We start from the raw sequence: 25,609 nt of genomic DNA on the forward strand, positions 1-25,609 counted from the left end.
GGGATAATGCGCGCCTGTATGTCCACGTCTTGAGCCTGCCATGTCCGTTTTTTCCGCTGCCCAGCACCAAGCCAGCACCTTGTACCTGCCGCCAGGCGCCTGGGCCACCGTGCTGGATTGCCTGTGTGAGCACTTCCAGGCCATCAGCCGTGAGCAATGGCTGGACCGCATCGCCCGGGGCAGGGTACTGGACATCAATGGCACTCCCATCAATCAGGACCTCGCCTACCGCGAAGGCCTGTGCATCTACTACTTTCGCGAAGTACCGAACGAGAAAGTGATCCCGGTGCAGGAGACCATCCTCTACGCCGATGAACACCTGGTGGTAGCCGACAAGCCGCATTTCCTGCCGGTCACGCCTGCCGGTGAATACGTCGAGCAGACCCTGTTGCGGCGTTTGATCCGTCGCCTCGACAACCCGGCGCTGGTGCCGCTGCATCGCATTGATCGGCATACCGCAGGGCTGGTGCTGTTTTCGGCCAACCCCCAGACGCGCTCGGCGTATCAACAGCTGTTTCCCACGCGCAAGATCGACAAGTTCTACGAAGCCATTGCCCCTGCATTGCCTGGGCTGACCTTTCCGCTGGTGCACAAAAGCCGGCTGGTGGATGGCGAGCCGTTCTTTCGCATGCAGGAAGGCGCGGGGGCGAGCAACACCGAGACGGCGGTCGAGGTGCGGGAAAAGAATGGCGACCTGTGGCGCTATGGCCTGTTTCCGGTGACCGGCAAGAAGCATCAGTTGCGGGTGCACATGACGGCCCTGGGCGCGAGTATCTGCAACGATCCGTTCTACCCCGACGTTATCAAGGATGCCGAGGACGACTACGCCAACCCGCTCAAGCTGCTGGCCCAGGGGGTGCGTTTCATCGACCCGGTCACCGGCCTTGAGCGCGACTTTCGCAGCGAGATCAGCCTGGACTGGTAAACCCCAGCAACGAAAAAGCCCGCATTACGCGGGCTTTTTTGTATCTGGCGTTAAGACTTACAGGTCTTTAACGGTGCGAACCTGATCCTTGTTGATCTGGGTGCGCTTGCCATCCAGCTGTTCGAATTCGTAGAAGCCGGTGGACTTGTCGAATTTAGGAGTGTCGACGGCCTGGATTTCGCGACCGTCATTCAGGGTGATCACTGTCGGCGAGGCGCAACCGGCAAGGGTAGCGAGGCCCAGTGCAAGCATGAGAGCGGCGATGGTCCGTTGAGTCATGAGTTTGTCTCCGAGAGAATGCTTTGTTGAGTACTGACCTTGTGACGTGTGTAACGTCGGCAAAGTTCCTTGTTCGACGCTCATTCTGACACGCTGGGCGGGCGGTGCAACAACTCCGGTGTATTGAGGTTGGCCAGGCGCGGATCGTCGGCGGGGCAATCCAGGGCCTTGGCCCCCAGCGCCTGCATGATCTGGCGCGGGCTGCGCTCGCCGGCTGCCCAGGCCCGTTCGAAGGGCTCGCGCAGCGAAGTGGGGATCACGCAGAGCAGCGGTTCCCAGAAATCGCCGTGGCGCACCATCACCGGCAGCAACGGGTTTTGCTGCGCCGTGCTGCGCAGGTCGGCGAGCAATCGTGCATCGATCTGCGGTACATCGCACGGCAATACCAGCAGATGCCCATGCTGCGCCACCGCCAGTCCTGCGCGAATGCCGGCCAGTGGCCCTGGAAAGTCGGGGCTGTCATCGCCGACCAATCGGTCGGCATAGGCCGCGTACTGCGCCTGGTTGCGATTGCAGGAGATGATCAGGTCGTCGGTCAACGGCCGCACCAGGCGATGCAGGTGCGCGATCAGCGGCTGCCCGTGCCAGTCCAGCAGGCCCTTGTCGAGGCCGCCCATGCGCTGGCCACGACCGCCGGCCAGCAAAAGGATCGAGCAGGGCAGTGGGGAAGAATGGCTTGGCATGACGGCTCCTGCGGGCAGTGAAATGGGGGGCTGTGATATAACATCGGGCTGTTCCTTCGACAACCGGACCGAGCCATGAAAGCCAAGGCTGATGCGCCCTTTGTACCCCTGAATATCGCTGTATTGACGGTCAGCGACACCCGCACCCTGGAAACCGACACCTCGGGCCAGGTCTTCGTCGACCGCCTGACCGCCGCCGGTCACCTGCTGGCCGAGCGAGTTTTGCTTAAAGATGATCTGTACAAAATCCGTGCGCAAGTGGCGCACTGGATTGCCGAAGACGTGGTGCAGGTGGTGTTGATCACCGGCGGCACCGGCTTCACCGGCCGCGACAGCACCCCGGAAGCGGTGAGCTGCCTGCTGGATAAACAGGTGGATGGTTTCGGCGAACTGTTCCGGCAAATCTCCGTGGCCGATATCGGCACCTCCACCGTGCAATCCCGTGCCCTGGCCGGCCTGGCCAACGGCACACTGGTGTGCTGCCTGCCGGGCTCCACCAACGCGGTGCGCACCGGTTGGGACGGGATTCTCGCCGAGCAATTGGATAACCGTCACCGCCCGTGCAACTTCGTCCCGCATTTGAAGCAGGCCGAGCCCTGTGAATCCCGTGGGTAAGCCGGGCAAGACCGGTGCGTTGATGCCGGTGGAAGACGCCCTCGAACAATTGCTGGCGATGGCCGAGGCAGCGCCGATTCGCGAGCCGGAAACGTTGGCGCTGGCCGAGTGTGATGGTCGGGTGCTGGCCCAGGCGTTGATCTCCACGCTGGACTTGCCGCCCTGGCCCAACAGCGCCATGGACGGATACGCCCTGCGCCTGGCGGACTGGACCGGTGAGCCACTGGTAGTCAGCCAGCGCATTTTTGCGGGCACGGCACCCGAGCCCTTGGCTGCCGGTACCTGCGCGCGGATCTTCACCGGAGCCCCGGTACCGGAGGGCGCGGACTGCGTCGAGATGCAGGAAAACGCCGTGGTCCATGCCGATCAGCGGGTGAGCTTCACCGAAGCGTTGCAGGTGGATCAAAACATCCGTCCCCAAGGCCAGGAAACCACGGTGGGCGAGTGGGTGTTGCCAGCAGGTACACGCCTGGGCCCGATCGAGTTGGGCCTGGCGGCTTCACTGGGTCGTGATCGGCTGGAGGTGGTACGACGCGCCCGCGTGGCTGTGCTGTCCACCGGCGACGAGTTGATCGAGCCGGGCCTGCCGCTGGGGCCCGGGCAGATCTACAACAGCAATCGCCGAGTGCTGTGCAGCTGGCTGGAGCGCCTGGGCTGCGAAGTGGTGGACGCCGGGATCCTGCCGGATGACCTGGAACAAACCCGCGAACGCCTGGGCGCATTGGGCTCGGTAGACCTGATTCTGTCCACCGGCGGTGTGTCGGTGGGGGAGGCGGATTTTCTCGGGATTGCGCTGCGGGAAGAAGGGGAGCTGGCGCTGTGGAAGCTGGCGATCAAGCCGGGCAAGCCGCTGACGTTCGGGCATTTCCGTGGTGTACCGGTGATCGGTTTGCCGGGCAATCCTGCGTCGACGCTGGTGACCTTTGCCTTGCTGGCGCGGCCTTACCTGTTGCGCCGCCAGGGCGTGGAAGACGTGCAGCCGCTGCGCATTGAAGTGCCCGTGGGATTTGTCTGGCCCAAGCCGGGGAATCGCCGCGAGTATTTGCGCGGGCGGCTGGAGCAGGGCAAGGCGATCATCTACCGCAACCAGAGCTCGGGTGTGCTGCGTAGCGCGGCGTGGGCCGAAGGTTTGGTAGAAGTGCTGGAGGGGACGACGCTGGAGATCGGTGACCGGGTCAACTTCATTCCGCTGAGTGAAGTGTTGAACTGAGCCCGACCTATCAAACAATGAAGATCAAAATGTGGGAGCGGGCTTGCTCGCGAAAGCGGTGGATCAGTCACCCGATGTATTGACTGACCCTCTGCATTCGCGAGCAAGCCCGCTCCCACATTTGATTTGTGTTCATCCTGCAATTACGGCAAATCACGACTCGCGTAAAACGCACTCAACACCTTCACCAGGTGCGCCAGGTCGTGGCTGCCGCACAGCTCGCGAATCGAGTGCATGGCAAACGTCGGCAAGCCGATATCCACGGTGCGCACGCCCAGGTGGCTGGCGGTGATCGGGCCGATGGTCGAGCCGCAACCCATGTCGCTGCGTACCACAAAGCTTTGCACTGGCACTTCTTCGGCCATGCACAGGTGGCGGAAGAACCCGGCGGTTTCACTGTTGGTGGCGTAGCGCTGGTTGCTGTTGACCTTGATCACCGGGCCGGCATTGAGTTTCGGGCCGTGGTTGGCGTCGTGCTTCTCGGCGTAGTTGGGGTGCACGCCGTGGGCGTTGTCGGCAGACACCAGCAGCGACTTCTGGATAGTGCGTACGAACTCATCACCCTCGGGCAGCAGGCGACGCAGGGTCTGCTCCAGCATCGGGCCGTCGGCACCGCAGGCGGAGCACGAGCCGACTTCTTCGTGGTCGTTGCAGACCAGCACGCAGGTTTCATCGGTTTCGGCGGTGAGCAGGGCTTGCAGGCCGGCGTAGCACGACAGCAGGTTGTCGAGGCGGGCACCGGCGATAAAGTCGCCATTGAGGCCGATCACGGCCGCGCTCTGGGTGTCATAGAAGCTCAGCTCATAGTCGAGCACCACATCGGCGTTCAACCCGTGTTCACGAGCCAGTTGCTCGGTCAGCACTGCGCGGAAGTCCACGCGCTCGTCACCGGCGAACTGCGCAAGGATCGGCGGCAGTTCGGTCTGGGCATTGATCGCCCAACCCTGGTTGGCTTCACGGTTCAGGTGAATGGCCAGGTTGGGGATGATCGCGATGGGCAGCTTGAAGTCGATCAGCTGGCTTTCGACCTTGCCGTCGCGGCGGAAAGTGACGCGGCCGGCCAGGGACAGATCGCGGTCGAACCACGGCGCCAGCAGCGCGCCGCCGTACACTTCCACACCCAGTTGCCAGAAGCCCTGGCGTTGCAGTTCAGGCTGTGGCTTGACCCGCAGGCACGGGCTGTCGGTGTGGGCGCCGACCAGGCGGATGCCGCCTTGCAGGGGCGAGTGGCGGCCGAGTTTGAAGGCTATGATCGAGGAGTCGTTGCGGGTCACGTAATAGCGCCCGTTGGCCTCGGTGGTCCAGGTCTCGCGCTCGTCAAGACGCTGGAAACCGGCCGCTTCCAGGCGCTGTGCAAGGGCGGCGGTGGCATGGAACGGGGTAGGGGAGGCCTTGAGGAAGTCGATCAGGCCTTGGTTCAACTCTTCGCGCATAAGTAGCTCCAGACAGCAATGGCGCGAGTTTACCGTCCGACGGGATAAGTGCACAGAACAAATGTGGGAGCGGGCTTGCTCGCGAATGCGGTGTGTCAGTCGCCGAATGAGCTAACTGATCCACCGCATTCGCGAGCAAGCCCGCTCCCACATTTTAATTGCGTTTACAGGTTAAAACGGCGCCGGGCACTCGAAGCGCAGACGCTCGCCGCTCTGGGGATGGGTGAAGCTCAGCATGCTGGCGTGCAGGCACAGACGTGGCCAGGCAGCCAAGGCCTGTTCGTGGGCGTACAAGCCATCGCCCAGCAACGGATGCCCGATGGACAGCATATGCACGCGCAGTTGATGGGAGCGGCCGGTGATCGGTGTCAGCTCAACCCGACACCAGTCGCCGCAACGCTCCAGGACTTTCCAGAAGGTCAGCGCGTTCTTGCCGAACTCGTGGTCCACCACGTGCCGTGGCTTGGTCGGTGGGTCGTAGCGCAAGGGCAAGTCGATGCTGCCGCTGTCCAGTTCCGGTTGGCCCCAGCAGAGTGCGGTGTAGGCCTTTTCGGTTTCCCGGTCATGAAACTGGCGGGACAGTTCACGGTGGGTATCCGCGTCTCGGGCCAGCAGGATGATCCCGGACGTTTCCCAGTCCAGGCGATGGACGATGCGGGCTTCAGGGTAGCCGTTTTCCTGCAGGCGGGTGATCAGGCAGTCCTTGTTGTCGTCGGCGCGACCGGGCACCGAGAGCAGCAGGGTAGGCTTGTTCACCACCAGGACAGCAGCGTCCTGATGAAGGATATGGACATTGGACAACGGCATTAAAACAGCCTCGTAACAAACGCCAACGGCGGCTCGCTCACCCGGCCCCGTGAGGGGAGCCAGGTAACCGAGCCGCCGTGGCGACCGCCTTTTCGATCAACGATCAGGCAGGGTGATATTGAGTTCCAGAATCGAGCAGCTGCCGTCATTTTCCAGGGCGACATGCACGTCATCGTTACCGATGTTGACGTACTTGCGGATCACTTCCACCAGTTCCTTCTGCAGGGCTGGCAGGTAATCCGGGGTGCTGCGTTGGCCGCGTTCGTGCGCCACGATGATCTGTAGACGCTCTTTCGCTACCGACGCGGTACTTGGCTTTTTGTTGGCGCGAAAGAAGTCGAGAAATTTCATTGTTTAGTTGCCTCCAAAGATACGCTCGAAGAATCCCTTCTTCTTAACATCGAGGAAGCGATGTTCCACGGTCTTGCCCAGCAAGCGATCTACCGCATCGCTGTACGCCTGGCCGGCGTCGCTCTGGTCGTCAAGAATCACCGGCACACCTTGGTTGGATGCCTTCAGGACGGCCTGGGATTCCGGGATCACACCCAGCAGGGTCACGGCGAGGATTTCCTTCACGTCTTCAACGCCGAGCATTTCGCCATTGCTGACGCGCTCAGGGTTGTAGCGGGTCAGCAGCAGGTGTTCCTTGATCGGATCTTCACCTTTCTCGGCGCGCTGGGACTTGCTGGCCAGCAGGCCGAGCATGCGGTCCGAGTCACGTACCGAGGAGACTTCAGGGTTGGTCACGACGATGGCTTCGTCGGCGAAGTACATCGCCAGGTGAGCACCGGTCTCGATACCCGCCGGGGAATCGCACACCACGTATTCGAAGGTTTCCTTCAGTTCGGCGAGGACCTTGCCCACGCCTTCCTTGGTCAGCGCGTCTTTGTCGCGGGTCTGGCTGGCGGCCAGTACATACAGGTTCTCAAGGCGCTTGTCCTTGATCAGGGCCTGTTGCAGGTTGGCTTCGCCATTGACGACGTTGACGAAGTCGTACACCACGCGGCGTTCACAGCCCATGATCAGGTCGAGGTTACGCAAGCCGACGTCGAAGTCGACGATAACTGTCTTGTGGCCGCGCAGAGCGAGGCCGGTACCGATAGCGGCGCTGGTGGTGGTCTTACCCACACCACCCTTGCCGGATGTAACCACGAGAATCTTGGCCAAGGTGTTTCACCCCTAAGGAAAAAGGACTTTTTAGTCCCTGAAAAACATCTCTTGTCACTCGCTGCAGGCGGGCAGCTCTTGTAGGAGAAAGCACGGTTTGCCTGGGCAAACCCCACCTTAAAATTATTCCTACACAAGTTTTGCCGTTTTCGCTGTGCTATCAGAGTCCAGAGATGCTTGGAAAATGCGGCAGTATCCGTTAAAGACGAACGATGTTCAACACATCGCCCGACAGGCTGACTTGTACCCCGGCCCCCCACAGCGGATCGCGGCGCAAATCTTCCGAAACCTTGTACTGGCCTGCGATGGACACTAGCTCAGCGGTCAACTGCTGGCAAAAAATACGGGCCTTGGTGTCACCTTTTATGCCGGCCAGGGCACGACCACGCATGGGGCCGTATACATGGATGTTTCCATCGGCGAGAAGTTCCGCCCCCGGGCTGACCGGGGCGATGACGACAAGGTCGCCACCCTGGGCGTAAATCTGCTGCCCGCCCCGTACGGGAGAGGTGATGATCTTTGTCGGCTTGATCGTCGGCTCCGGCGGTTTCTCCGGTTTTTTCTTCTCTTCGCCGACCAACGGGTCGAGCGGACGCTCGCGGGCACCCGACGGCGGCAGTACTGGCAGTTCAATAGCGATTGCCGCGGCGATGTCTTCGATCCGGCTGGCACGGATCGCCAGGGTGCGCAGGCCATGCTGGCGGCACACGCGCATCAGCCCGGGCAGGTCGACCGCGCCCTGGCCGGCCGGGAGCTTGTCCAGGGCCAGCACCAGCGGTGCATTGTTGAAGAAGTTCGGCGCCAGGGCGACCTTGGCGGCGAGCTGGCGGTCCAGGGCATCAAGGTCGTTGCGGGCCAGTTCCAGCACGGTAATGGCGAGCATGCTGCCTTTCAACTGGAACACGGGATCTTGGTCTAGCGGTTCGGTTTGGCTCATGGTCGGCAAAGCGGCTTGTCACGAAAAGTGTCGAGACTTATAACGAGAACATCCGCTAGCCGCAAGCCGGGTCGAACCGTTGTAGAATGCGCGGCCGTTGTCTTTACCGGAATCTTGAATGGATCGCCCGCGTTTTCGAGCTGTATTTTTTCATCCGCGCTTCTGGCTTTTATGGCTGGGGCTGGGTTTGCTGTGGCTGATTGTGCAGTTGCCGTACCGGGCTTTACTGGGGATTGGCCGTGCCTTGGGGGCGGGAATGTACCGGGTGGCCGGTGAACGTCGACGTATCGCCGCACGAAACCTGGAACTGTGCTTCCCGGAAAAGTCCGCTAAAGAGCGTAAACATTTGCTCAAGGAAAACTTTGCCTCCACCGGCATCGCGTTCTTCGAGATGGCCATGAGCTGGTGGTGGTCCAAGCCGCGCCTGGCGCGCCTGGCCCATGTCGAAGGGCTGGAGCACCTCAAGCAGGCGCAACTGGAAGGCAAGGGCGTGATCCTCATGGCCCTGCATTTCACCACCCTGGAAATCGGCGCCGCCTTGCTCGGGCAGAAGCACACCATCGACGGCATGTACCGCGAGCACGGCAACCCCTTGTTCGATTTCGTCCAGCGCCGTGGCCGCGAGCGGCACAACCTCGACTCCCTGGCCGTAGAGCGCGAAGACGTGCGCGGCATGCTCAGGCTGCTGCGGGCCGGTCGTGCGATCTGGTACGCACCGGACCAGGACTACGGCGCCAAGCAAAGTATCTTCGTGCCATTGTTCGGCATTCAGGCCGCCACCGTGACCGCCACCAGCAAGTTCGCCCGCCTGGGCAAGGCTCTGGTGGTGCCGTTCACCCAGGAACGCCTGGCCGACGGCAGCGGTTATCGCCTGGTGATCCATCCGCCGCTGACCGACTTCCCCGGTGAAACCGACGAGATCGATTGCCTGCGCATCAACCAGTGGGTCGAAGCCTCCGTGCGCGAATGCCCCGAGCAATACCTGTGGACGCACCGCCGCTTCAAGAGCCGGCCGCCAGGTGAACCTAAACTGTATGAAAAACGCCGCCGTTGATCTGAAGTCCCCAAGCACCATGGAGTGATGCAATGCGCCCAGCTGAACCGGTCACAGGCTTGATTCTTTCCGGCGGCGGGGCGCGGGCCGCCTATCAGGTGGGGGTACTGGCGGCGATAGCCGAGTTGTTGCCGCCGGGCGCGGCCAATCCGTTTCCGGTGATCGTCGGCACCTCGGCCGGGGCGATCAATGCGGTGAGCCTGGCCAGTGGCGCCATGGACTTTACCGCCGCCATCCAGCGCCTGACCGCCTTCTGGCAGGGCTTTCGCAGCCACCTGGTGCTGCGCAGCGACTGGCCCGGGGTGATCAGCCAGGCCAGTCGATTCCTTATCCACAGCCTGCTGGGGATGGGGGCGCAGGTGCCAGTGGCGCTGCTCAACAGTTCGCCGCTGCGGGACTTGTTGCGCGACAAACTGCACCTGGAAGGGATCGCGCAGTCGATCCGCGAGAAACACCTTCATGCTGTGGCGGTGACCGCGTTCGGATACGAGTCCGGGCAAGCCGTGACCTTCTATCAGGGCGGCGGCACCATCGATGCCTGGTTGCGGCATCGGCGCATCGGCATTCCCACCCAATTGACCGTTGAACACTTGCTGGCCAGCTCGGCGATTCCGTTGCTGTTTGCGCCGGTCAAACTCGGCCAGGAATATTTTGGTGACGGGGCGGTGCGCCAGTCGGCGCCGATCAGTCCTGCGTTGCACCTGGGCGCCAGCCGCGTGCTGGTGGTGGGGGCCAGTGGCAACCCGCGTGGCAACGATCCATCGAACCCGGCGCGCACCTTCACCGGCCAGGAGCCGACGTTGGCGCAGATCGGCGGGCACATGCTCAACAGCACGTTCATCGACAGCCTGGAAAGCGATATCGAATTGCTCGAGCGCCTGAACCAGTTCAGCCACGTGTTGCCGGCCAACGCGGCGATACAAGGTTTGGCGCCAGTGGAAGTATTGGTGATCGCTCCCAGTCAGCCAATCGACGAAATCGCGGCACGTCACCGCCAGGAATTGCCGGCGGCATTGCGCCTGTTTCTGCGCGGGCCGGGGGCGACCAAAACCAGTGGCGCGGGTGTGCTCAGCTACCTGCTGTTCGAGGCGGGGTATTGCAGCGAATTGATCGAGCTGGGAAGGCGGGATGCGCTGGCCAAGCGCGAAGAGTTGCAGCGGTTTCTAGGCCTGACACCGGACTGAATGTGGGAGCGGGCTTGTGTGGGAGCGGGCTTGCTCGCGAATGCGGTGTGTCAGTCGCCAGATGTATTGACTGACCCACCGTATTCGCGAGCAAGCCCGCTCCCACATAAACCCGATTCCACAGGGGATAGGCGGTGTGGTTAGAAGTGGTACTTCACCAACAGGCTCGCAGTGTCCTGGTTGGTCTCGAATGCGCCGCTGTCCTGGATCCCGTACTTGTTCTTCCAGTAGTCGTATTCGATACCGACATACAACTGCTTCTCGCCCCAATGCAACGCCTTGCCCAGGTCATATTTGATCTGCGGGTTGAAGTGCAGGTTGGCGTGGTAAGTGCCGCGGGCGTTCTTGTCGTTATCCACCACCCAGTCCATGAAGCCGTCGATCAGCACATTGGAGTTGCCCACCGGGATCGTGTACGACCACACCGGTGTGATCTGCCATACGCCGTCACCCGGGCGATTGCCTTCGGTCTGGCGCTGGTAGAAGTTCAGCTGGAAGTAGTCGAAACCAGGGATTGCCAGGTCGAAGCCCGGGCCGAGCAAGTACGACTCGTTGTCGCCTTCGCCGAACTCGTAAGTGAACGCCAGCAACACGTCCTTGATCGGACCGAACGACAAGTCCTTGTCGAAAATCTTGCCGAACGACAAGCGTGGGCTGAACTCGCCGTAGTAAGTACTTGGGCCGACATTGCCGTCTTCCTTGCCGTTGTAAAAGATGCGGTCGAGGAAGAAGAAGTTGTCGCCGTACTTCCACGCGTCGGCGTGTTCGAAGGTCACGGTTTGCTGGATCTGCGGGTTAACAGTGAAGTTCTTGCCCCACAGATAAGTCAGGCTGTTGTTCTGCCACTGCAGCAGATCACCGGCCATGGCCTGGCCCCCGGCCAGCAGGGATCCTGCCAGCATCAGGCTGTTCACGGTACGTTTCATTCGGTTGCTCCCGAGGTAAAGGTTTCTGGTTTTTTTTCTAAGCGGACGCTCTGGTGTGGCGTCTTTTGGCTTGCCGCAAAAATCGTCTGTTCGGTCAGCTTTGATGCTTTTAGCAAGAGCTGCGCCAAGGTGTTTAAAAAGCCAAAAAATCCCCGTCGGCTGTGATGAACACAGTCGAATTCGGAGAGTTTTTGCACACGTTGGCTGCGGACGTGGGGCCGGGATAAGTTGGCCTTGCAGTCAGCTTTTACATTCGCTGTTTTTTTTTGAGTCGATTTGAGCGGGCGCCGAGAATACTGACTCCCAGGCCTGTGCTCAAGTGCGCCGTTAAAGAGCGCGCGGGGCGAGAATGGGGCACGGCGCGTGGCCGGCCCCGGGTGAATGGCGTACATGGTGTGTTCCCTGATCGTTATTGTTTTTGTTGTGACGCAGGAATCAATGTGGGTGTGCGTGAGCGCTTGGGGCAGCGCGTTCGGCGCCACCCAGGATGTTGAATAACAGGTTCAGCGACAGCGCGCTGATCGTGGCCATGGCGATGCCGCTGTGAGTGATCGGGCTCATCCATAGCGGCAGCTGTGCAAAGAATTCGGGACGTACCACCGGGATCAATCCCATGCCGATACTCACCGCCACCAGCAACTGGTTACGGCGGTCGGCAATGTCGGCTTCCTGGAGGATCTTGATCCCGGTGGCTGCCACCATGCCGAACATGGCAATCGCCGCGCCGCCCAGCACTGCGGGTGGAATCGACGCTACCAAAAAGGCGGCCTTGGGCAGCAGGCTCAGCACAATCAGGAACGCGCCGGCCACGATCGTCACCGAACGGCAGCGCACGCCGGTCATCTGCACCAGGCCGATGTTCTGCGCGAACGAGGAGTGGGTGAAGGTGTTGAAGAACCCGGCAAAAAACGATGCGCCGGCGTCACACAACAGGCCACGGCGGAGCATTTTCGGCGTGACTTCCTGGCCGGTGATCTTGCCCAGGGCGAGGAACATCCCGGTGGACTCGACGAAGATGATCACCACCACCAGGCACATCGACAGGATCGGTGCCAACTCGAACTTGGGCATGCCGAAATGCAGTGGCGTCACCACTTGCACCCACGGGGCGCGCGCCAGGCCGCTGAGGTCGACCATGCCGATCATCCCGCACAGCCCGTAGCCGAGGGCCATGCCGATCAGCACCGAGATATTCACCCAGAAGCCGCGCATGAAACGGTTGATCAGCAGGATGGTGGCCAGCACCAGCGCGGCAATCGCCAGGTAAATCGGTGAGCCAAACGTGGACGCCGCTGCGCCACCGCCGGCCCAATTGACCGCGACGGGAAACAGCGAAAGACCAATGGCGGTGATCACGGTACCGGTCACCAGCGGTGGAAAGAAGCGCACGACCTTGGACATGAACGGCGCGATCACCATGCCGAAAAAACCGGCGGCGATGGTCGCACCGAAGATCCCCTGCAGGCCGATGCCGGGCATGCCGGCCATGGCCACCATGCTGCCGACAGCGGCGAAACTGGCGCCCATCATCACCGGCATACGAATGCCTACCGGGCCGATGCCGAAGGACTGGACCATGGTTGCGATGCCCGCCACCAGCAGGTCGGCGTTGATCAGGAAGGCGATTTCTTCACGGCTCAGGCCCGCGGCCTGGCCGATGATCAAAGGCACGGCGACGGCGCCACCGTACATCAGCAAGACGTGTTGCAGGCCTACCAGAATCAGTTGCAAGAGGGGCAGCCGCACCATGGCGGGCGCGGCAGGAGTCTGCGTTTCTAGCTGGGACATGCAACACCTCGGATCTTTTTATTGTTGTGTTGTTCGGCATTCAATTGCCGGGTGGAACTCATTCGTCAAAGCACACCGCAGATCCCATGTGGGAGCGGGCTTGCTCGCGAACGCGGTGGTTCAGTCACCTGAAGTGTTGAATGACACACCGCATTCGCGAGCAAGCCCGCTCCCACACTAGTCCTGCGTTAATCAGTCAGTTGGTACGCGCCCCCTGAGTGATCCAGGTGCCAATCAAGTCCCGTTCCTGCTGGGTCATCTGGGTGATATTGCCCAGCGGCATGATCTGGCTGGCCACGGCCTGTGCCTGGATGCGCGGGGCCATTTGCTGGATCTGCTGCGGCGTATCAAACATCACCCCGGCCGGTGCGGTGCTGAACAGCGGGCTTGTCGGCTTGGCCGAATGGCACACCGCGCAGCGCTCCTGGATCACCCCGTGGACCTTGTCAAAATCAATCGATGCCTGGGCCGGTGCTGCTTCGGCAGGTGCCGGTGCAGGTGCCGCTGGAGCAGCCGGTTTAAGCCCGCCACCCAACGCCGTTTCCGGCAGCGGCTGGTACTCGATGGCCGCTGGCGCCTTGGCCACTTCCGGTGCAGTCGCCACCGGTTTTGGGCCGGTCACGTAGGCCAGGCAAATCATTGCCAGTGCGCCCACCGGCAAGGTCCAGGCGTATTTCTGGCTGTTGTGACGGGTGTTGAAGTAGTGACGCACCAACACCGCCGCCACCGCGATACCTGCGAGGATCAGCCAGTTGTATTGGCTGCCGTAGGTGCTCGGGAAGTGGTTGCTGATCATGATGAACAGCACCGGCAAGGTGAAGTAGTTGTTGTGCCGCGAACGCAGCAAACCCTTGGCCGGCAGTGCCGGGTCGGGCGTGCGGTTTTCGGCGATGGCCGCCACCAGCGCACGCTGGGCCGGCATGATGATGCGGAACACGTTGCCCACCATGATGGTGCCGATCACGGCGCCCACATGCAGGTACGCACCACGACCGCTGAACACCTTGCTGAAGCCGTACGCGGCGGCAATCAACAGCACGAACAGGATCAGGCCGAGCAGGGCGGGGCGCTTGCCCAGTGCCGAGTCGCAGAGAAAGGAGTAGATGAACCAGCCGGCCAGCAGCGAGCCGAGGCCCAGCAACACACCTTCCGGACCGCTGAGGCTGCTGCCCGGGGCCAGCAGGTACAAGGTCGGGTTGGCGTAGAACACCACGCACAGCAGCGCGATGCCGGACATCCAGGTGAAGTAGGCTTCCCATTTGAACCAGTGCAGGTTGTCCGGCATGGTCGGCGGGGCCAGTTTGTATTTTTCCAGGTGGTAGATACCGCCACCGTGGATCGCCCACAAGTCACCGGCGAGGCCGTCCTTGGGGTTCACGCGGTTGAGGTTGTTTTCCAGCCAGACGAAGTAGAACGAAGCGCCGATCCAGGCGACGCCAGTGATCATGTGAACCCAGCGCACGCTCAGGTTCAGCCATTCCATCAAATGTGCTTCCACAGTCTTTACCTCTCGCCTGTCACTCTGTCGTCGAGTGATCAGACCTTCTCTTATTGGTGGGGGGCGAGGATCAACCGCTCATCCTCTTTGAAAAAATGCTCATCGCAGTTATTGCCTGTGCCACTGCGATCAACCACCAGGAAGTCATCCCGCTTTTCGATCGTCAGCACCGGGTGGTGCCAGACGCCGCGATGGTAATTAATGCCCTGCCTGCCGTTGGTAACGAAGGCGCGGACCAAGCCCGATACAGGTTCATCGCCAAGTGGCGCGACCACGATCAGAAAGGGGTTGCCGAGCAGCGGGATGAAAGCCTGGCTGCCCAGCGGGTGTCGTTCCAGCATGCACACGGTCAGCGGCATGTCCTGCGCGTCGGCGCGGAAGATGCTGATGATCGCGTTATCTTCTGGCGTGGCGGTTTCAACCGTCGCCAGTTTATGAAAGCGCATGGTCGACCCGTTGTTGATCATGAAGTGATCGCTGCCATCGGTTTCGATAACGTCTCCGAAAGGGGCGAAGGCTTCTTTGGTCAGGGGTTCGATCATCAGTGTGCGCATGGCTGTCTTCTTAATCTTGTGTATGGATCGTTCCCACGCTCTGCGTGGGAACGCCGCCCTGGACGCTCTGCGTCCGCTCTTGTGACGCAGAGCGTCACGGTATGCATTCCCACGCAGAGCGTGGGAACGATCGGGTGTTACTTCGAGACCTTACCGAGAACCCGCAGGCGGCTCACACCACCATCCGGGAACACATTCAGACGAATGTGGGTGATCGGGCCCAGCGCCTTGATCTGCTCGGCAAACGTGTGTTCAGCGTGCATTTCCAGTTTCTGCGCCGGCAGCAGTTCGCGCCAGAACAGCGATTGGGTTTCGATCTGGCTGTCGGTGCCGCCCTTCACGAATGCGCCCTGGATCGAGCAAGTGTCCGGGTAGTTGCCCTTGAAGTGCAGGGTGTCGACCACGATCTTCTCGATCTCGCCCGGGTGGCCCAGTGCGACGATCACCCAGTCATTGCCCGGCGTACGACGACGTGCGGTTTCCCAGCCATCGCCCATGTTGATGCCACGGCCCGGGTTGAGGATGTTGCTCATGCGCCCGAAGTGTTCATCGGAGCAGGCCAGTGCGCGGCCGCCGTTCAATGCAGCAGCCAGGTCCACCTGTTCGTTGTCGCCCACCGCCGACCAGTCGCGGAACGGAATGCCGTACACACGCAGACGGGCCACGCCACCATCCGGGTAGATGTTGAAACGCAGGTGGCTGAAGGCCTGGTCGTTGTTGATCTCGTGGAAGTGATGGCTGTTGCCTTGCAGCTCCACAGCCGACAGCACTTCAACCCATTGGGTGTTGTCATCCGGCTCGCCGCTCGCGAGGAAGCAGGCTTCCAGGGACGCCGATGGCGGGAAGTTGCCGGTGAAGAATGAAGTGTCGATGTCCACGCCTTTGATCGAACCCGGTACGCCCAGGCGGATAACTGCGCTGTCGTAGCCTTCGAAGCGCTTGCGGCGCGACTCCCAGCCGTCCATCCACTTGCCGTTGTCATCGAAAACGCCCTCCTTCCACACGGCCGGGGTCGGCTGGAACAGGCGGTTGGCGTCGGCGAACCAGTCATCGGTGACAGAGATGATCTTGGTGCCCAGGCGGGCGTCGGCCAGGTTGACGAACTTTTCGAAAGGTACGGGTTGCGCTTTCATTCTTCTTGTCTGCCTTAAAGTAAGTGGCTTGGGATGCTCGCCAGGCCCTGGGCGTTCATGAACCGCTCGGGCCAGGTCTGCTAAAGGGTCAGTAATCGGAACAACGCGATTTTATTGATCTCGGCCAGCGCACATTTGAACTCGGCTTCCACCGAGTTGTGAATGCGCGTTTCAAACGCGGCAAGGATCTGGTGCCGGTTGCTGCCTTTTACCGCCATGATGAAGGGAAACTTGAACTTGGCCTTGTAGCCATCGTTCAGCTCGGTGAAGCGCGAAAACTCGTCGCTCGAGCATTGGTGAATACCGGCGCCAGCCTGTTCATTAGTGCTGGCTTCGGTCAACTGGCCCTGGACGGCCGCTTTGCCCGCCAGGTCCGGGTGAGCGTTGATCAGGGCCAGTTGACTGGTGTGATCGGCGCTCAACAGGATGTCGCTCATGCGCTGGTGCAGGGTTTCGATCTCGTCGATCGAAGCGTCCTGGCCCAGGTCGAAGGCCTTTTCGGCCACCCATGGCGAATGTTCGTAGATGTCGGCGAAGGCTGCGACGAATTCGTCGCGGCTCAGGCTCGACGGTTTCAGGGTTTGGAACGCGGTCATTTGGCGGCTCCCTGGAAAGGGTGTACGTCATGCCAGTGACGGGCGATGTCGACGCGGCGGGTAAACCACACCTGGTCATGGCCCTTGGCGTATTCGATAAACCGCTTGAGGGCGGCCAGGCGTGCCGGGCGGCCGATCAGGCGGCAGTGCAAGCCGATGGAGAGCATTTTCGGTGCGTCCGCGCCTTCGGCATACAGCACGTCGAAGGCGTCTTTCAGGTATTCGAAAAAGTCGTCGCCCTTGTTGAAACCCTGGACCTGGGTGAAGCGCATGTCATTGGTGTCCAGGGTGTAGGGGATCACCAGGTGCGGCTTGCCGGTCGGGTTGTTGGGTTCCCAGTAGGGCAGGTCGTCGTCATAGGTGTCGCAGTCATAGAGGAAGCCGCCTTCCTCCATCACCAGCCGCCGGGTGTTGGGGCCGGTGCGGCCGGTGTACCAGCCCAGTGGGCGCTCGCCGGTGAGTTCGGTGAGGATGCGGATCGCTTCGAGCATGTGCTCGCGTTCCTGGGCCTCATCCATGTATTGGTAGTCGATCCAGCGGTAGCCGTGGCTGCAGATCTCGTGGCCGGCGGCGACCATCGCGCGGATCACATCCGGGTGGCGCTGGGCGGCCATGGCCACGGCGAAGATAGTCAGCGGGATATCGAATTCTTTAAACAACTTGAGGATGCGCCACACGCCGGCCCGGCTGCCGTATTCGTACAGCGATTCCATGCTCATGTTGCGCTCGCCTTGCAGCGGTTGCGCCGAGACCATTTCGGACAGGAAGGCTTCCGACTCTTTGTCGCCGTGCAGGATGTTGCGCTCACCACCTTCTTCGTAGTTGAGTACGAACGACAGGGCGATACGGGCCTTGCCTGGCCAGTGTGGGTGAGGAGGGTTACTGCCGTAACCGATCAGGTCGCGTGGGTAGTCAGCGCTCACTGCAGTCTTCCTTCTTGTTCGTGGTAGCGGTGTGTGTGGCGGCCGGGCAGCGGAAAGACTGGGTGGCGTCACAACGATGACTGATTGTATACAACTTAGTGTGCACTTTGTAAGCCTGTATTTCTGCATTTTTTCCGCAGGGTCTTTGCAGAGTAGCACTGCAAGAAACCTGCCTGACTGGTCAGCTAAATTGAAAAAAACCTCATTCACTGTAGGAGCGAGCTTGCTCGCGAAAAACCTGAGAGCGCCTCGTTAACCCTGAAGCGCTGCGTTATCGTTAACGATCTTCGCGAGCAAGCTCGCTCCTACAGTATCGGCGTCAGCAACGGAGCGCAGGCTTGTTGAATTTATTGTGTACAATTTTTTTGAAAAGTGTCTTAATCAGCCATCGCCGACTTTTTCAGTGACCTGAAAAGGTGCGGTCTTTCACTTTTTACTGACTTCGGGAGGCGCGCAGACGCTATGGGACGTTTGACCACACACGTATTGGACGCCGCGCATGGCTGCCCTGGCAGCGCAATCAAGGTTGAGTTGTACCGTGTCGAGGGCGCACAGCTTGAGCTGGTTGCCAGCACCCTGACCAACAGCGACGGCCGCTGCGATGCACCCCTGCTGCAAGGCGATGACTACCGCAGCGGTGTCTATCAGTTGCAGTTCAGCGCCGGTGATTACTACCGCGCCCGCGGTGTGCAACTGCCCGAACCTGCATTTCTCGATGTGGTGGTGCTGCGCTTCGGCATCAGCGCCGAACAGGATCACTACCACGTGCCTTTGCTGATTTCGCCTTACAGCTACTCCACCTATCGCGGTAGCTGAGTCGTCACCGCGCTTCACACCCCCAAAGCTCTTCGTTGGTTTTTCGCCCGCTCACACTGCGGGCTTTTTTTCGCCTGCTGATTGCACCATAAAGGCGGCCCCGATCTTCAGTGCGATCGGGGCTGGATCTTCAGCGGCTCAATAGCGACGCAGCGCCGGCGCCTGTGAACAAGCCCGCGCTGATCCGGTTGAACCAGCTCTGGCCCCTGCCGCTGCGCAGGTAGCGCGCGGCGCCATGGGCGCCGAGGCCGTAGGCCAGTTTGCACAGCAGGTCGAGCACGGTCCAGGTGGCGATCATGATCAGCAACTGCGGCAAAAAGGCCTGCTGGGCACTGAGGAATTGCGGCAGGAAGGCGGCGAAAAACAGGATGTCCTTCGGGTTGCTGGCGCCCAGCACAAAGGCCCGGCCAAACAGCGCACGAAATCGCGGGGTGGCGGCCACTTGCGGTACGTCGGCGACGTGGGCCGGTTGCCGGGATTGCTGCCAGCTCTGCCAGGCGAGGTAGAACAGGTACAGCGCGCCGACGATCTTCAGGGCGCTGAACAGCTGTTCCGAGGCCAACAACAACGCACCCAAACCCAGCGCCGAGGCGCTCAGCAGGCAGATCGAAGCAATCACCCCGCCGAGAAAGGCCGGGTACGAACGGCGCAGGCCGTAGTTCAGGCTGTTGCTGATCATCAATAAGGACAGGGGGCCGGGGATCAGGATCACCACCAGCGCAGCGCCGCTGAACAGCAGCCAGGTTTCCAGACTCATTGCATTCCTCCATTCGTACAAAAGCCCCACCCGACGGGGTGAGGCAGGGTCAAGCGGGTTGGCCTACAGGAACGCGAACTTGGCGATGAAGATCGCGCAAAGCACCCACAGGCTGATGGAAATTTCCTTGTGTTTACCCGTGCCGGCCTTCAGCGCCACGTAGGTGATGAAACCCAGGGCGATGCCGTCGGCCACCGAGAAGGTCAGGGGCATCATGATCGCCGTGACGATCGCCGGAATGCTGTCGGTGGCGTCGTCCCAATTGATATGGGCCATGCCGCTCATCATCAGCATCGCCACATAGATCAACGCGCCGGCGGTGGCATAGGCCGGAATCATGCCAGCCAGCGGGGCAAAAAACATCGCTGCGATAAACAGCACACCCACGGTGACGGCGGTCAGCCCGGTACGGCCACCGGCGGCAACCCCGGCGGCGCTTTCCACGTAACTGGTGACTGGCGGCACGCCGACCATGGCGCCGAACACGCTGGAGGCGCTGTCGGCTTTCAGGGCGCGGGAGAGGTTTTCGATCTTGCCGTCGGCATTCACCAGGCCTGCACGCTGGGCCACGCCCATCAAGGTGCCGGCGGTGTCGAACATGTGCACAAACAGGAAGGCGAACACCACGCTGATCATGCTGACGTTGAACACGCCCATCACGTCCATGGCCATCCAGGTCGGCGCCAGGCTTGGCGGGGTGGCCAGGATGCCGTGGTACTCCACCAGGCCCAGGCCCCAACCGGCGAGGGTCACGGCGATGATGCTGATCAGGATCGCGCCGAATACCCGGTGGTAGCTGAGGATCGCAATCAACAGGAAGCAGATGGCCGCCAGCAATGGGGCGGGTTCATGCAGGGAGCCGAGCTTGATCAGGGTGGCCGGGCTTTGCACGATGATGCCGGCGGTTTTCAGGCCGATCACCCCGAGAAACAATCCGACGCCGGCGCCCATGGCATGGCGCAGGCTCACCGGAATGCTGTTGAGCAGCCACTCGCGAATGCGTGAGAGCGTCAGGATCATGAACAACACACCGGAGATAAACACCGCACCCAGTGCCGTCTCCCAGTTGTAGCCCATGGTCCCGACCACGGTGTAGGTGAAAAACGCGTTCAGGCCCATGCCCGGCGCCAGGCCTACTGGCCAGTTGGCGTACAGGCCCATCAGCAGGCAACCCAGCGCGGCGGCGATGCAGGTGGCGACAAACGCCGCGCCGTGATCGATGCCGGCGTCGGCCATGATGTTGGGGTTGACGAAGATGATGTAGGCCATGGTGATAAAGGTCGTGAGGCCAGCGATCAGCTCGGTCTTCACTGTGGTGCCATGCAAGCGGAGTTTGAACAGGCGTTCCAGCCAACCGTTGTGGGTTGGCGAGAGGTCGAGCGTAGGGGCTTCGGATTTGCGGCTTTCCACAGCAAGTACTCCTCAAGAGTTTTATTGTTATTTCCAGCGCCGGACACATGAGTGGGCAGCAGCGCTTTGAGGTACCAGCGGGTTTTGTTGACCAATAGGTCAGGAACTCGCACGAAGCGAATTATGCTTTTGTATACAAATAAAGCAAATAATGTTTTCTATTTTGTGTGCGAAAGGGGATGAAAGGCAATTCAGGATTGGCCACTGAGTGCCTTGTTTACCGCCAGCCAGCCTTCTACCGCCGTCTCGCCTGCCTCGGCAAACGCCCGTTGCAGCAGCTTTACCTGTTCGCGCCGCAGCGATTGTTCGAAACGCCGGCCTTCCTCGGTCAACTCCAGCAGGCGCTTACGCTTGTCGGTCTCGGACGCCACGCTGTCCACCAGGTGCATCTCCTGCAGTTGGCGCAACGGCATGTTCAGCGCCTGTTTGCTCACGCCGAGCAGTTCCAGCAGCTCCTTGACGCTCAAGGCCGGGTAGCGCGCGATAAAAAACACGATGCGTTGATGCACCCGGCTCAAGCCGCGGCGCTCCAGCATTTCGTCAGCCTTGGCGGTGAACGCCTGGTAGCCGAAGAAGAAGGCTTCCATGGCGGTTTGCTGGCTGGTCTGGTTTTTAAGGTCAAGCATATTGACGTATCTGCCCAAGTCGTCGTAATTTCGGTCAAGCAGTTTGACGTATTTTCCCCAGGCTTTGCTACCGGTGACCCTTATGGCCTTCTCAGAACGTGTTTCGCGTCTTAAAAGCTCCCTGATCCGTGAAATCCTCGCGGCGGCGCAAAAGCCGCAGGTGATGTCCTTCGCCGGTGGCCTGCCGGCCGAAGTGATGCTGCCCACGCTGGATTGGGAAGGCATGCCGCTGAATATCGGCCAATACGGCATGAGCGAAGGCGAGCCACAGTTGCGTGAATTGCTGGCGGCCGAGGCGCGGGTGCTGGGTATTGCCTGCGATGCGCGCCAGGTCATGGTGGTCAGCGGCTCCCAGCAAACCCTGGACCTGGCGGCCAAGCTGTACATCGACAAGGGCACCAAAATCCTCCTGGAAGGCCCGACTTACCTTGCGGCATTGCAGATTTTCCAATTGTTCGGCGCCGATTGCCTGACCGTACAGCTTGAGGCGGACGGTCCGGACCTCAGAGCCTTGCGCAGCAGCCTTGAGCAGCATCGCCCGTCCTTCGTCTACCTGATCCCGACGTTCCAGAACCCTTCGGCGGTGCGCTACAGCGATGCCAAGCGCGAGGCCGTCGCCGCGTTGCTGGACGAGTTTGGCGTAACCCTGATCGAAGACGAACCCTACCGCGAACTGACCTTCGACGGCGGCAGCGCGCAACCCATCGTCAGCCGGCTGAAAAAGGCCAGCTGGATCTACACCGGCACCGTATCCAAGACCTTGTTGCCCGGCCTGCGGGTCGGCTACCTGATCGCCAGTCCGGACCTGTTCCCGCACCTGCTCAAACTCAAGCAATCAGCCGACCTGCACACCAACCGCGTTGGCCAGTGGCAGGCGATGCAATGGATCGGCACCGAGAAATACCAGCATCACCTGGTAGAGTTGCGCAGCTTTTACCGGGGCCGGCGCGACGCTTTCCAGGCTGCACTGGCGCGGCATTTCAGCGACCTGGCCGACTGGCAAATACCCCAGGGCGGATTATTCTTCTGGCTGACCTTGAAACAGCCGCTCGATACCCGCACCTTGTTGGCACCTGCGCTCGACCAGGACATCGCGTTCATGCCCGGTGAACCGTTCTTTTCCGAGCCGGACAATCATCACGGTCACCTGCGGCTCAATTTCAGCCATATCGACCCGGCGCGCTTGGACGAAGGTCTCAAGCGTCTCGCTGCGGTGGTCCGTCAAGCACAGCACGCGCAAGCGGCATAGGGGAGCCTCCATGTACAAGGTCTACGGCGATTACAAATCGGGCAACTGCTACAAAGTCAAACTCATGCTCAGCCTGTTGGGCATCGACTATGAGTGGATCGATGTCGACATCCTGAAGGGCGACACCCAGACCGCGGAGTTCCTGGCCAAGAACCCCAACGGCAAGATCCCGGTGCTGGAGCTGGAAGACGGCACCTGCCTGTGGGAGTCCAATGCGATTCTCAACTTCCTGGCCGATGGCAGCGAGTTCCTGCCCAGCGAACCGCGCCTGCGCACCCAGGTTCTGCAGTGGCAGTTTTTCGAGCAGTACAGCCACGAGCCGTACATCGCGGTGGCGCGGTTTATCCAGTTTTACCTGGGGCTGCCGGAAGATCGCCTGGAGGAATATAAGAAGCTGCACAAGGGCGGTTATAAAGCCCTGAAGGTGATGGAGCGCCAGTTGCAATTGACACCGTATCTGGTGGGCGACCAATTCTCGATTGCCGACGTGGCGCTGTATGCCTACACCCATGTGGCGGATGAAGGTGGCTTTGACCTGAGCGCCTATCCAGGTGTGCAAGCCTGGTTGAAGCGCGTGGCCAGCCATCCCAAGCATGTGCCGATGCTGGGCTGAAATGCGGTCAAAAATGTGGGAGCGGGCTTGCTCGCGAAGGCGGTGTACCAGTCAGCACATGTATTGGCTGACCCACCGCCTTCGCGAGCAAGCCCGCTCCCACATTTAGTTTTGCGGTGCGCCAGGTAATTCTTCACTGAGCAACTCAAAACAGCGCTGCGCCGCTGGGCTCAACGGCTGTCCACTGCGACTGATCAACCCGATCTCCCGGTTCACCCCCGGATGATCAATGGTAATCCGCTTCAACCCCTCCAGACTGTCCGCCGCCGATTCCGGCAACACACTGATCCCCAAGCCCTGCCGCACCAACGCCAACACGGTCGACATGTAGTTGGCCTCCATCCCCGCGAGCATCGTCAGGCGTGTGTCATCGAACAACGCGTCCACCTGTTCCCGCACGCTGCTGTCGCGGCCGGTGAGGATGATCGGCTGGTCGGCCAGTTGCTCCAGGCTCAACTTTGCAAAACGAGTCAGCGGATGATCCAGCGGCACGAACGCACATAACCGATCATTCAGCACCGGCACAAACGCCAACCCGTGGCTCAGCCGCGCCCGCACACCAATACCGAAATCCACCTCGCCCGAACGCACTTGCGCATGAATGCGGTGAGCAACCAGGTCATGCAAGCGCACCTCGATCCCGGCAAAACGCTCGCGAAACAGGCGCAGGGCGGGAGGCAACGCGCCGGCGCACACGGAGGGCAGGGCGGCGATGGTCACCACGCCTCGTCGTAGCGCTGCCAGGTCACGGGAGCCGGTGACGATGTTGTCCAGGTCCAGCAACAGCTTCTCCATCGGCCCGCGTGCATCCAGGCCGGCGGCGGTGATGCTGACGTGGCGCGGGCTGCGGTCGAGCAGGGCAACCCCTAGCCACTCTTCCAGTTGCTGCACCTGCACGGTCAGCGCCGAGGGCGACAAATGCAGTTCGTTGGCGGCCTTGGTAAAGCTGCCCGTGCGGGCAACGGCGAGAAACGCCTGGATATGCTGGATCGAATTTTTCATTTTTATTTTGCTCGGGCGTTTTGTTTTTTCGAATGTGGGGTGCCGAATATTCCAATTTACAAAGCCTAACGCGATTCCAATACTCCAGGGAAAACAATAACCGGCCGAAAACGCCGTTCTGGAGCTACCCCATGCTCGCTACCCTGGGTGTCATCACCATCCTGTGCCTGCTCACTGCCGTCATGAGCAAACGCCTGTCGCCACTGGTGGCCCTGATTGCCTTGCCGATCATCGCCGCGCTGCTGGGCGGTTTCGGCCTGCAAACCAGCGCCTTCATCATCACCGGCATCAAGAACGTCGCCCCCGTGGTGGGGATGTTTGTGTTCGCGATCCTGTTCTTCGGGATCATGACCGATGCCGGCATGCTGGATCCAATCATTGATCGCATCCTGCGCACGGTAGGGACGCGTCCTACAAGGATTGTCGTCGGTACCGCGACCCTGGCCCTGCTGGTGCACCTCGACGGCTCCGGCGCGGTGACCTTCCTGGTGACGGTGCCGGCGATGCTGCCGCTGTACACGCGGCTGGGAATTGATAAACGCATCCTCGCGTGTGTGGCGGCGATGGCGGCCGGGGTCAACTTCCTGCCGTGGACCGGCCCGGTACTGCGTTCCTCGGCGGCGCTGCACGTGCCGGTGGCGGACTTGTTCCAGCCGCTGATCCCGGTGCAGATCGTCGGCCTGGTCTTTGTATTCGCCTGCGCCTGGTGGCTGGGCCACCGGGAAGAAAAACGCCTGGGCCTGGGCGCTGGTTCCAGCGTGGACGCCGTGCCGCAACGGGTGCTCAGCGACGATGACATTGCCCTGCGTCGCCCGCGGCTGTTCTGGGTCAACCTGATCCTGACGGTACTGGTGATGGTGGTGATGATCGCCGGTTGGGTCGACCCGGTGGTGATGTTCATGCTCGGCACCGTGGTGGCGCTGTGCATCAACTACCCGAACGTCGACGCCCAACGCGCGCGGATCGACGCCCACGCAAAAACCGCCCTGACCATGGCCAGCATCCTGCTCGCTGCCGGTGTGTTCACCGGCATCATGCAAGGCACCGGCATGCTCAAGGCCATCGCCGAAGTGGCGGTGGCGCAGATTCCGGCGGGCCACGGCAAGTTGATCCCTGCGGTGGTGGGCTTCCTGTCGATGCCGCTGAGCATGCTGTTTGACCCGGATTCCTACTACTTCGGCGTGATGCCGGTGATCGCCGAAGTCGGCAAGGCCTTGGGCGTCGACCCGCTGCAAGTGGCCCAGGCCTCGTTGCTGGGCGTGCACACCACCGGCTTTCCGGTCAGCCCGTTGACGCCGGCGACCTTCCTGTTGGTGGGCCTGTGCAAGATCGAATTGGCCGATCACCAGCGCTTCACCATCCCCTTTCTGTTTGCCGCGTCGGTGTTGATGACTCTGACGGCTTTGCTCCTGGGAGTGATTTGA

28 protein-coding genes are annotated in these 25,609 nt (G+C 61.1%); 9 read left to right on the plus strand and 19 right to left on the minus strand.

Going from position 1 to position 25,609, the window contains the following annotated elements; genetic code table 11:
* Positions 1-40: 40 nt before the first annotated feature.
* Positions 41-925 (plus strand): pseudouridine synthase, encoded by an 885-nt coding sequence (locus tag HX807_RS29180; protein WP_003209088.1) that lies wholly within the window; start codon positions 41-43, stop codon positions 923-925.
* 57 nt (positions 926-982) lie between these two features.
* Here the strand turns inward: HX807_RS29180 and HX807_RS29185 are convergent, their stop codons facing one another.
* Both HX807_RS29185 and mobA read right to left on the minus strand, forming a co-directional pair.
* The gene (locus HX807_RS29185) at positions 983-1,204 is read right to left on the minus strand and encodes a YgdI/YgdR family lipoprotein (protein WP_003209090.1); all 222 of its coding nucleotides are present in this window, start codon (positions 1,202-1,204) and stop codon (positions 983-985) included.
* An 80-nt stretch (positions 1,205-1,284) separates the two neighbouring features.
* Positions 1,285-1,887 (minus strand): molybdenum cofactor guanylyltransferase MobA, encoded by a 603-nt coding sequence (mobA, locus tag HX807_RS29190; RefSeq protein WP_003209091.1) that lies wholly within the window; start codon positions 1,885-1,887, stop codon positions 1,285-1,287.
* A 75-nt stretch (positions 1,888-1,962) separates the two neighbouring features.
* Between mobA and moaB the strand changes: the two genes are divergently transcribed.
* Together moaB and glp are read left to right on the plus strand one after the other, a co-directional pair.
* Positions 1,963-2,502 carry a molybdenum cofactor biosynthesis protein B gene (gene moaB, locus HX807_RS29195; RefSeq protein ID WP_003209092.1) on the plus strand — a complete coding sequence of 180 codons (540 nt, stop codon included), beginning with the start codon at positions 1,963-1,965 and terminating at the stop codon, positions 2,500-2,502.
* Complete coding sequence (gene glp / locus HX807_RS29200) at positions 2,486-3,712, plus strand: gephyrin-like molybdotransferase Glp (RefSeq protein ID WP_177051903.1); 1,227 nt, start codon at positions 2,486-2,488, stop codon at positions 3,710-3,712. The genes moaB and glp overlap by 17 nt, the downstream gene beginning before the upstream one ends.
* A 143-nt stretch (positions 3,713-3,855) precedes the next feature.
* Here glp and HX807_RS29205 read toward each other — a convergent pair whose 3' ends face one another.
* The 5 genes from HX807_RS29205 to minC form a co-directional block, all read right to left on the minus strand.
* A complete protein-coding gene (locus tag HX807_RS29205; RefSeq protein ID WP_003209095.1) occupies positions 3,856-5,145 on the minus strand; it encodes a M18 family aminopeptidase in 1,290 nt (429 codons plus the stop codon).
* Between the two features lie 171 nt (positions 5,146-5,316).
* Positions 5,317-5,952, minus strand: coding sequence for an RluA family pseudouridine synthase (locus HX807_RS29210; RefSeq protein ID WP_008432172.1), 636 nt, complete (start codon positions 5,950-5,952; stop codon positions 5,317-5,319).
* 96 nt (positions 5,953-6,048) lie between these two features.
* A complete protein-coding gene (gene minE, locus HX807_RS29215) occupies positions 6,049-6,303 on the minus strand; it encodes a cell division topological specificity factor MinE (protein ID WP_003175252.1) in 255 nt (84 codons plus the stop codon).
* A 3-nt stretch (positions 6,304-6,306) separates the two neighbouring features.
* Positions 6,307-7,119 carry a septum site-determining protein MinD gene (gene minD, locus HX807_RS29220; protein ID WP_003209098.1) on the minus strand — a complete coding sequence of 271 codons (813 nt, stop codon included), beginning with the start codon at positions 7,117-7,119 and terminating at the stop codon, positions 6,307-6,309.
* A gap of 199 nt (positions 7,120-7,318) precedes the next feature.
* Positions 7,319-8,056: a septum site-determining protein MinC gene (minC, locus tag HX807_RS29225; protein ID WP_003209099.1), complete on the minus strand. Its 738-nt coding sequence runs from the start codon at positions 8,054-8,056 to the stop codon at positions 7,319-7,321.
* 118 nt (positions 8,057-8,174) lie between these two features.
* Between minC and HX807_RS29230 the strand changes: the two genes are divergently transcribed.
* Positions 8,175-9,110 carry a lipid A biosynthesis lauroyl acyltransferase gene (locus tag HX807_RS29230; protein ID WP_177051905.1) on the plus strand — a complete coding sequence of 312 codons (936 nt, stop codon included), beginning with the start codon at positions 8,175-8,177 and terminating at the stop codon, positions 9,108-9,110.
* A gap of 32 nt (positions 9,111-9,142) precedes the next feature.
* Positions 9,143-10,294: a patatin-like phospholipase family protein gene (locus tag HX807_RS29235; RefSeq protein WP_177051907.1), complete on the plus strand. Its 1,152-nt coding sequence runs from the start codon at positions 9,143-9,145 to the stop codon at positions 10,292-10,294.
* A gap of 140 nt (positions 10,295-10,434) precedes the next feature.
* Here HX807_RS29235 and HX807_RS29240 read toward each other — a convergent pair whose 3' ends face one another.
* The 8 genes from HX807_RS29240 to puuE form a co-directional block, all read right to left on the minus strand.
* Positions 10,435-11,220, minus strand: coding sequence for an outer membrane protein OmpK (locus HX807_RS29240; protein WP_003209104.1), 786 nt, complete (start codon positions 11,218-11,220; stop codon positions 10,435-10,437).
* On the minus strand, positions 11,217-11,612 hold the full coding sequence (locus tag HX807_RS29245) for a hypothetical protein (RefSeq protein ID WP_134326009.1): 396 nt from the start codon (positions 11,610-11,612) through the stop codon (positions 11,217-11,219). The genes HX807_RS29240 and HX807_RS29245 overlap by 4 nt, the downstream gene beginning before the upstream one ends.
* Positions 11,613-11,655: 43 nt before the next feature.
* Entirely contained in the window at positions 11,656-13,008 is a 1,353-nt protein-coding gene (locus tag HX807_RS29250; protein WP_087694784.1) for a nucleobase:cation symporter-2 family protein, read from the minus strand.
* Between the two features lie 196 nt (positions 13,009-13,204).
* Positions 13,205-14,506: a urate hydroxylase PuuD gene (locus HX807_RS29255; protein WP_008432185.1), complete on the minus strand. Its 1,302-nt coding sequence runs from the start codon at positions 14,504-14,506 to the stop codon at positions 13,205-13,207.
* Between the two features lie 50 nt (positions 14,507-14,556).
* On the minus strand, positions 14,557-15,060 hold the full coding sequence (locus HX807_RS29260) for an ureidoglycolate lyase (protein ID WP_003209110.1): 504 nt from the start codon (positions 15,058-15,060) through the stop codon (positions 14,557-14,559).
* Positions 15,061-15,197: 137 nt separating this feature from the next.
* On the minus strand, positions 15,198-16,193 hold the full coding sequence (gene alc, locus HX807_RS29265) for an allantoicase (protein WP_003209112.1): 996 nt from the start codon (positions 16,191-16,193) through the stop codon (positions 15,198-15,200).
* A gap of 80 nt (positions 16,194-16,273) precedes the next feature.
* A complete protein-coding gene (gene uraD / locus HX807_RS29270) occupies positions 16,274-16,789 on the minus strand; it encodes a 2-oxo-4-hydroxy-4-carboxy-5-ureidoimidazoline decarboxylase (protein ID WP_008432188.1) in 516 nt (171 codons plus the stop codon).
* Positions 16,786-17,712 (minus strand): allantoinase PuuE, encoded by a 927-nt coding sequence (gene puuE / locus HX807_RS29275; protein ID WP_008432189.1) that lies wholly within the window; start codon positions 17,710-17,712, stop codon positions 16,786-16,788. The genes uraD and puuE overlap by 4 nt, the downstream gene beginning before the upstream one ends.
* 462 nt (positions 17,713-18,174) lie before the next feature.
* Between puuE and uraH the strand changes: the two genes are divergently transcribed.
* A complete protein-coding gene (uraH, locus tag HX807_RS29280; protein ID WP_003209117.1) occupies positions 18,175-18,528 on the plus strand; it encodes a hydroxyisourate hydrolase in 354 nt (117 codons plus the stop codon).
* A gap of 130 nt (positions 18,529-18,658) precedes the next feature.
* On the opposite strand, the gene HX807_RS29285 is transcribed toward uraH, so the two are convergent.
* The 3 genes from HX807_RS29285 to HX807_RS29295 all read right to left on the minus strand — a co-directional run bounded on the left by HX807_RS29285 (position 18,659) and on the right by HX807_RS29295 (position 21,321).
* The gene (locus HX807_RS29285) at positions 18,659-19,285 is read right to left on the minus strand and encodes a LysE family translocator (protein WP_008432192.1); all 627 of its coding nucleotides are present in this window, start codon (positions 19,283-19,285) and stop codon (positions 18,659-18,661) included.
* A 63-nt stretch (positions 19,286-19,348) separates the two neighbouring features.
* Entirely contained in the window at positions 19,349-20,695 is a 1,347-nt protein-coding gene (locus HX807_RS29290; RefSeq protein ID WP_003212843.1) for an NCS2 family permease, read from the minus strand.
* A gap of 191 nt (positions 20,696-20,886) precedes the next feature.
* Entirely contained in the window at positions 20,887-21,321 is a 435-nt protein-coding gene (locus HX807_RS29295; protein ID WP_003212841.1) for a MarR family winged helix-turn-helix transcriptional regulator, read from the minus strand.
* Between the two features lie 82 nt (positions 21,322-21,403).
* On the opposite strand from HX807_RS29295, the gene HX807_RS29300 reads away from it, so the two are divergent.
* Positions 21,404-22,570 carry a PLP-dependent aminotransferase family protein gene (locus HX807_RS29300; RefSeq protein ID WP_003212839.1) on the plus strand — a complete coding sequence of 389 codons (1,167 nt, stop codon included), beginning with the start codon at positions 21,404-21,406 and terminating at the stop codon, positions 22,568-22,570.
* Between the two features lie 10 nt (positions 22,571-22,580).
* Complete coding sequence (locus tag HX807_RS29305; RefSeq protein WP_008432197.1) at positions 22,581-23,183, plus strand: glutathione S-transferase family protein; 603 nt, start codon at positions 22,581-22,583, stop codon at positions 23,181-23,183.
* Between the two features lie 105 nt (positions 23,184-23,288).
* Here the strand turns inward: HX807_RS29305 and HX807_RS29310 are convergent, their stop codons facing one another.
* The gene (locus HX807_RS29310; RefSeq protein ID WP_177051909.1) at positions 23,289-24,185 is read right to left on the minus strand and encodes a LysR family transcriptional regulator; all 897 of its coding nucleotides are present in this window, start codon (positions 24,183-24,185) and stop codon (positions 23,289-23,291) included.
* 131 nt (positions 24,186-24,316) lie between these two features.
* Between HX807_RS29310 and HX807_RS29315 the strand changes: the two genes are divergently transcribed.
* Entirely contained in the window at positions 24,317-25,609 is a 1,293-nt protein-coding gene (locus HX807_RS29315) for a CitMHS family transporter (RefSeq protein WP_087694787.1), read from the plus strand.

Origin of the sequence: Pseudomonas sp. D8002 (assembly GCF_013385695.1) — a bacterium.
GTDB lineage: Bacteria > Pseudomonadota > Gammaproteobacteria > Pseudomonadales > Pseudomonadaceae > Aquipseudomonas.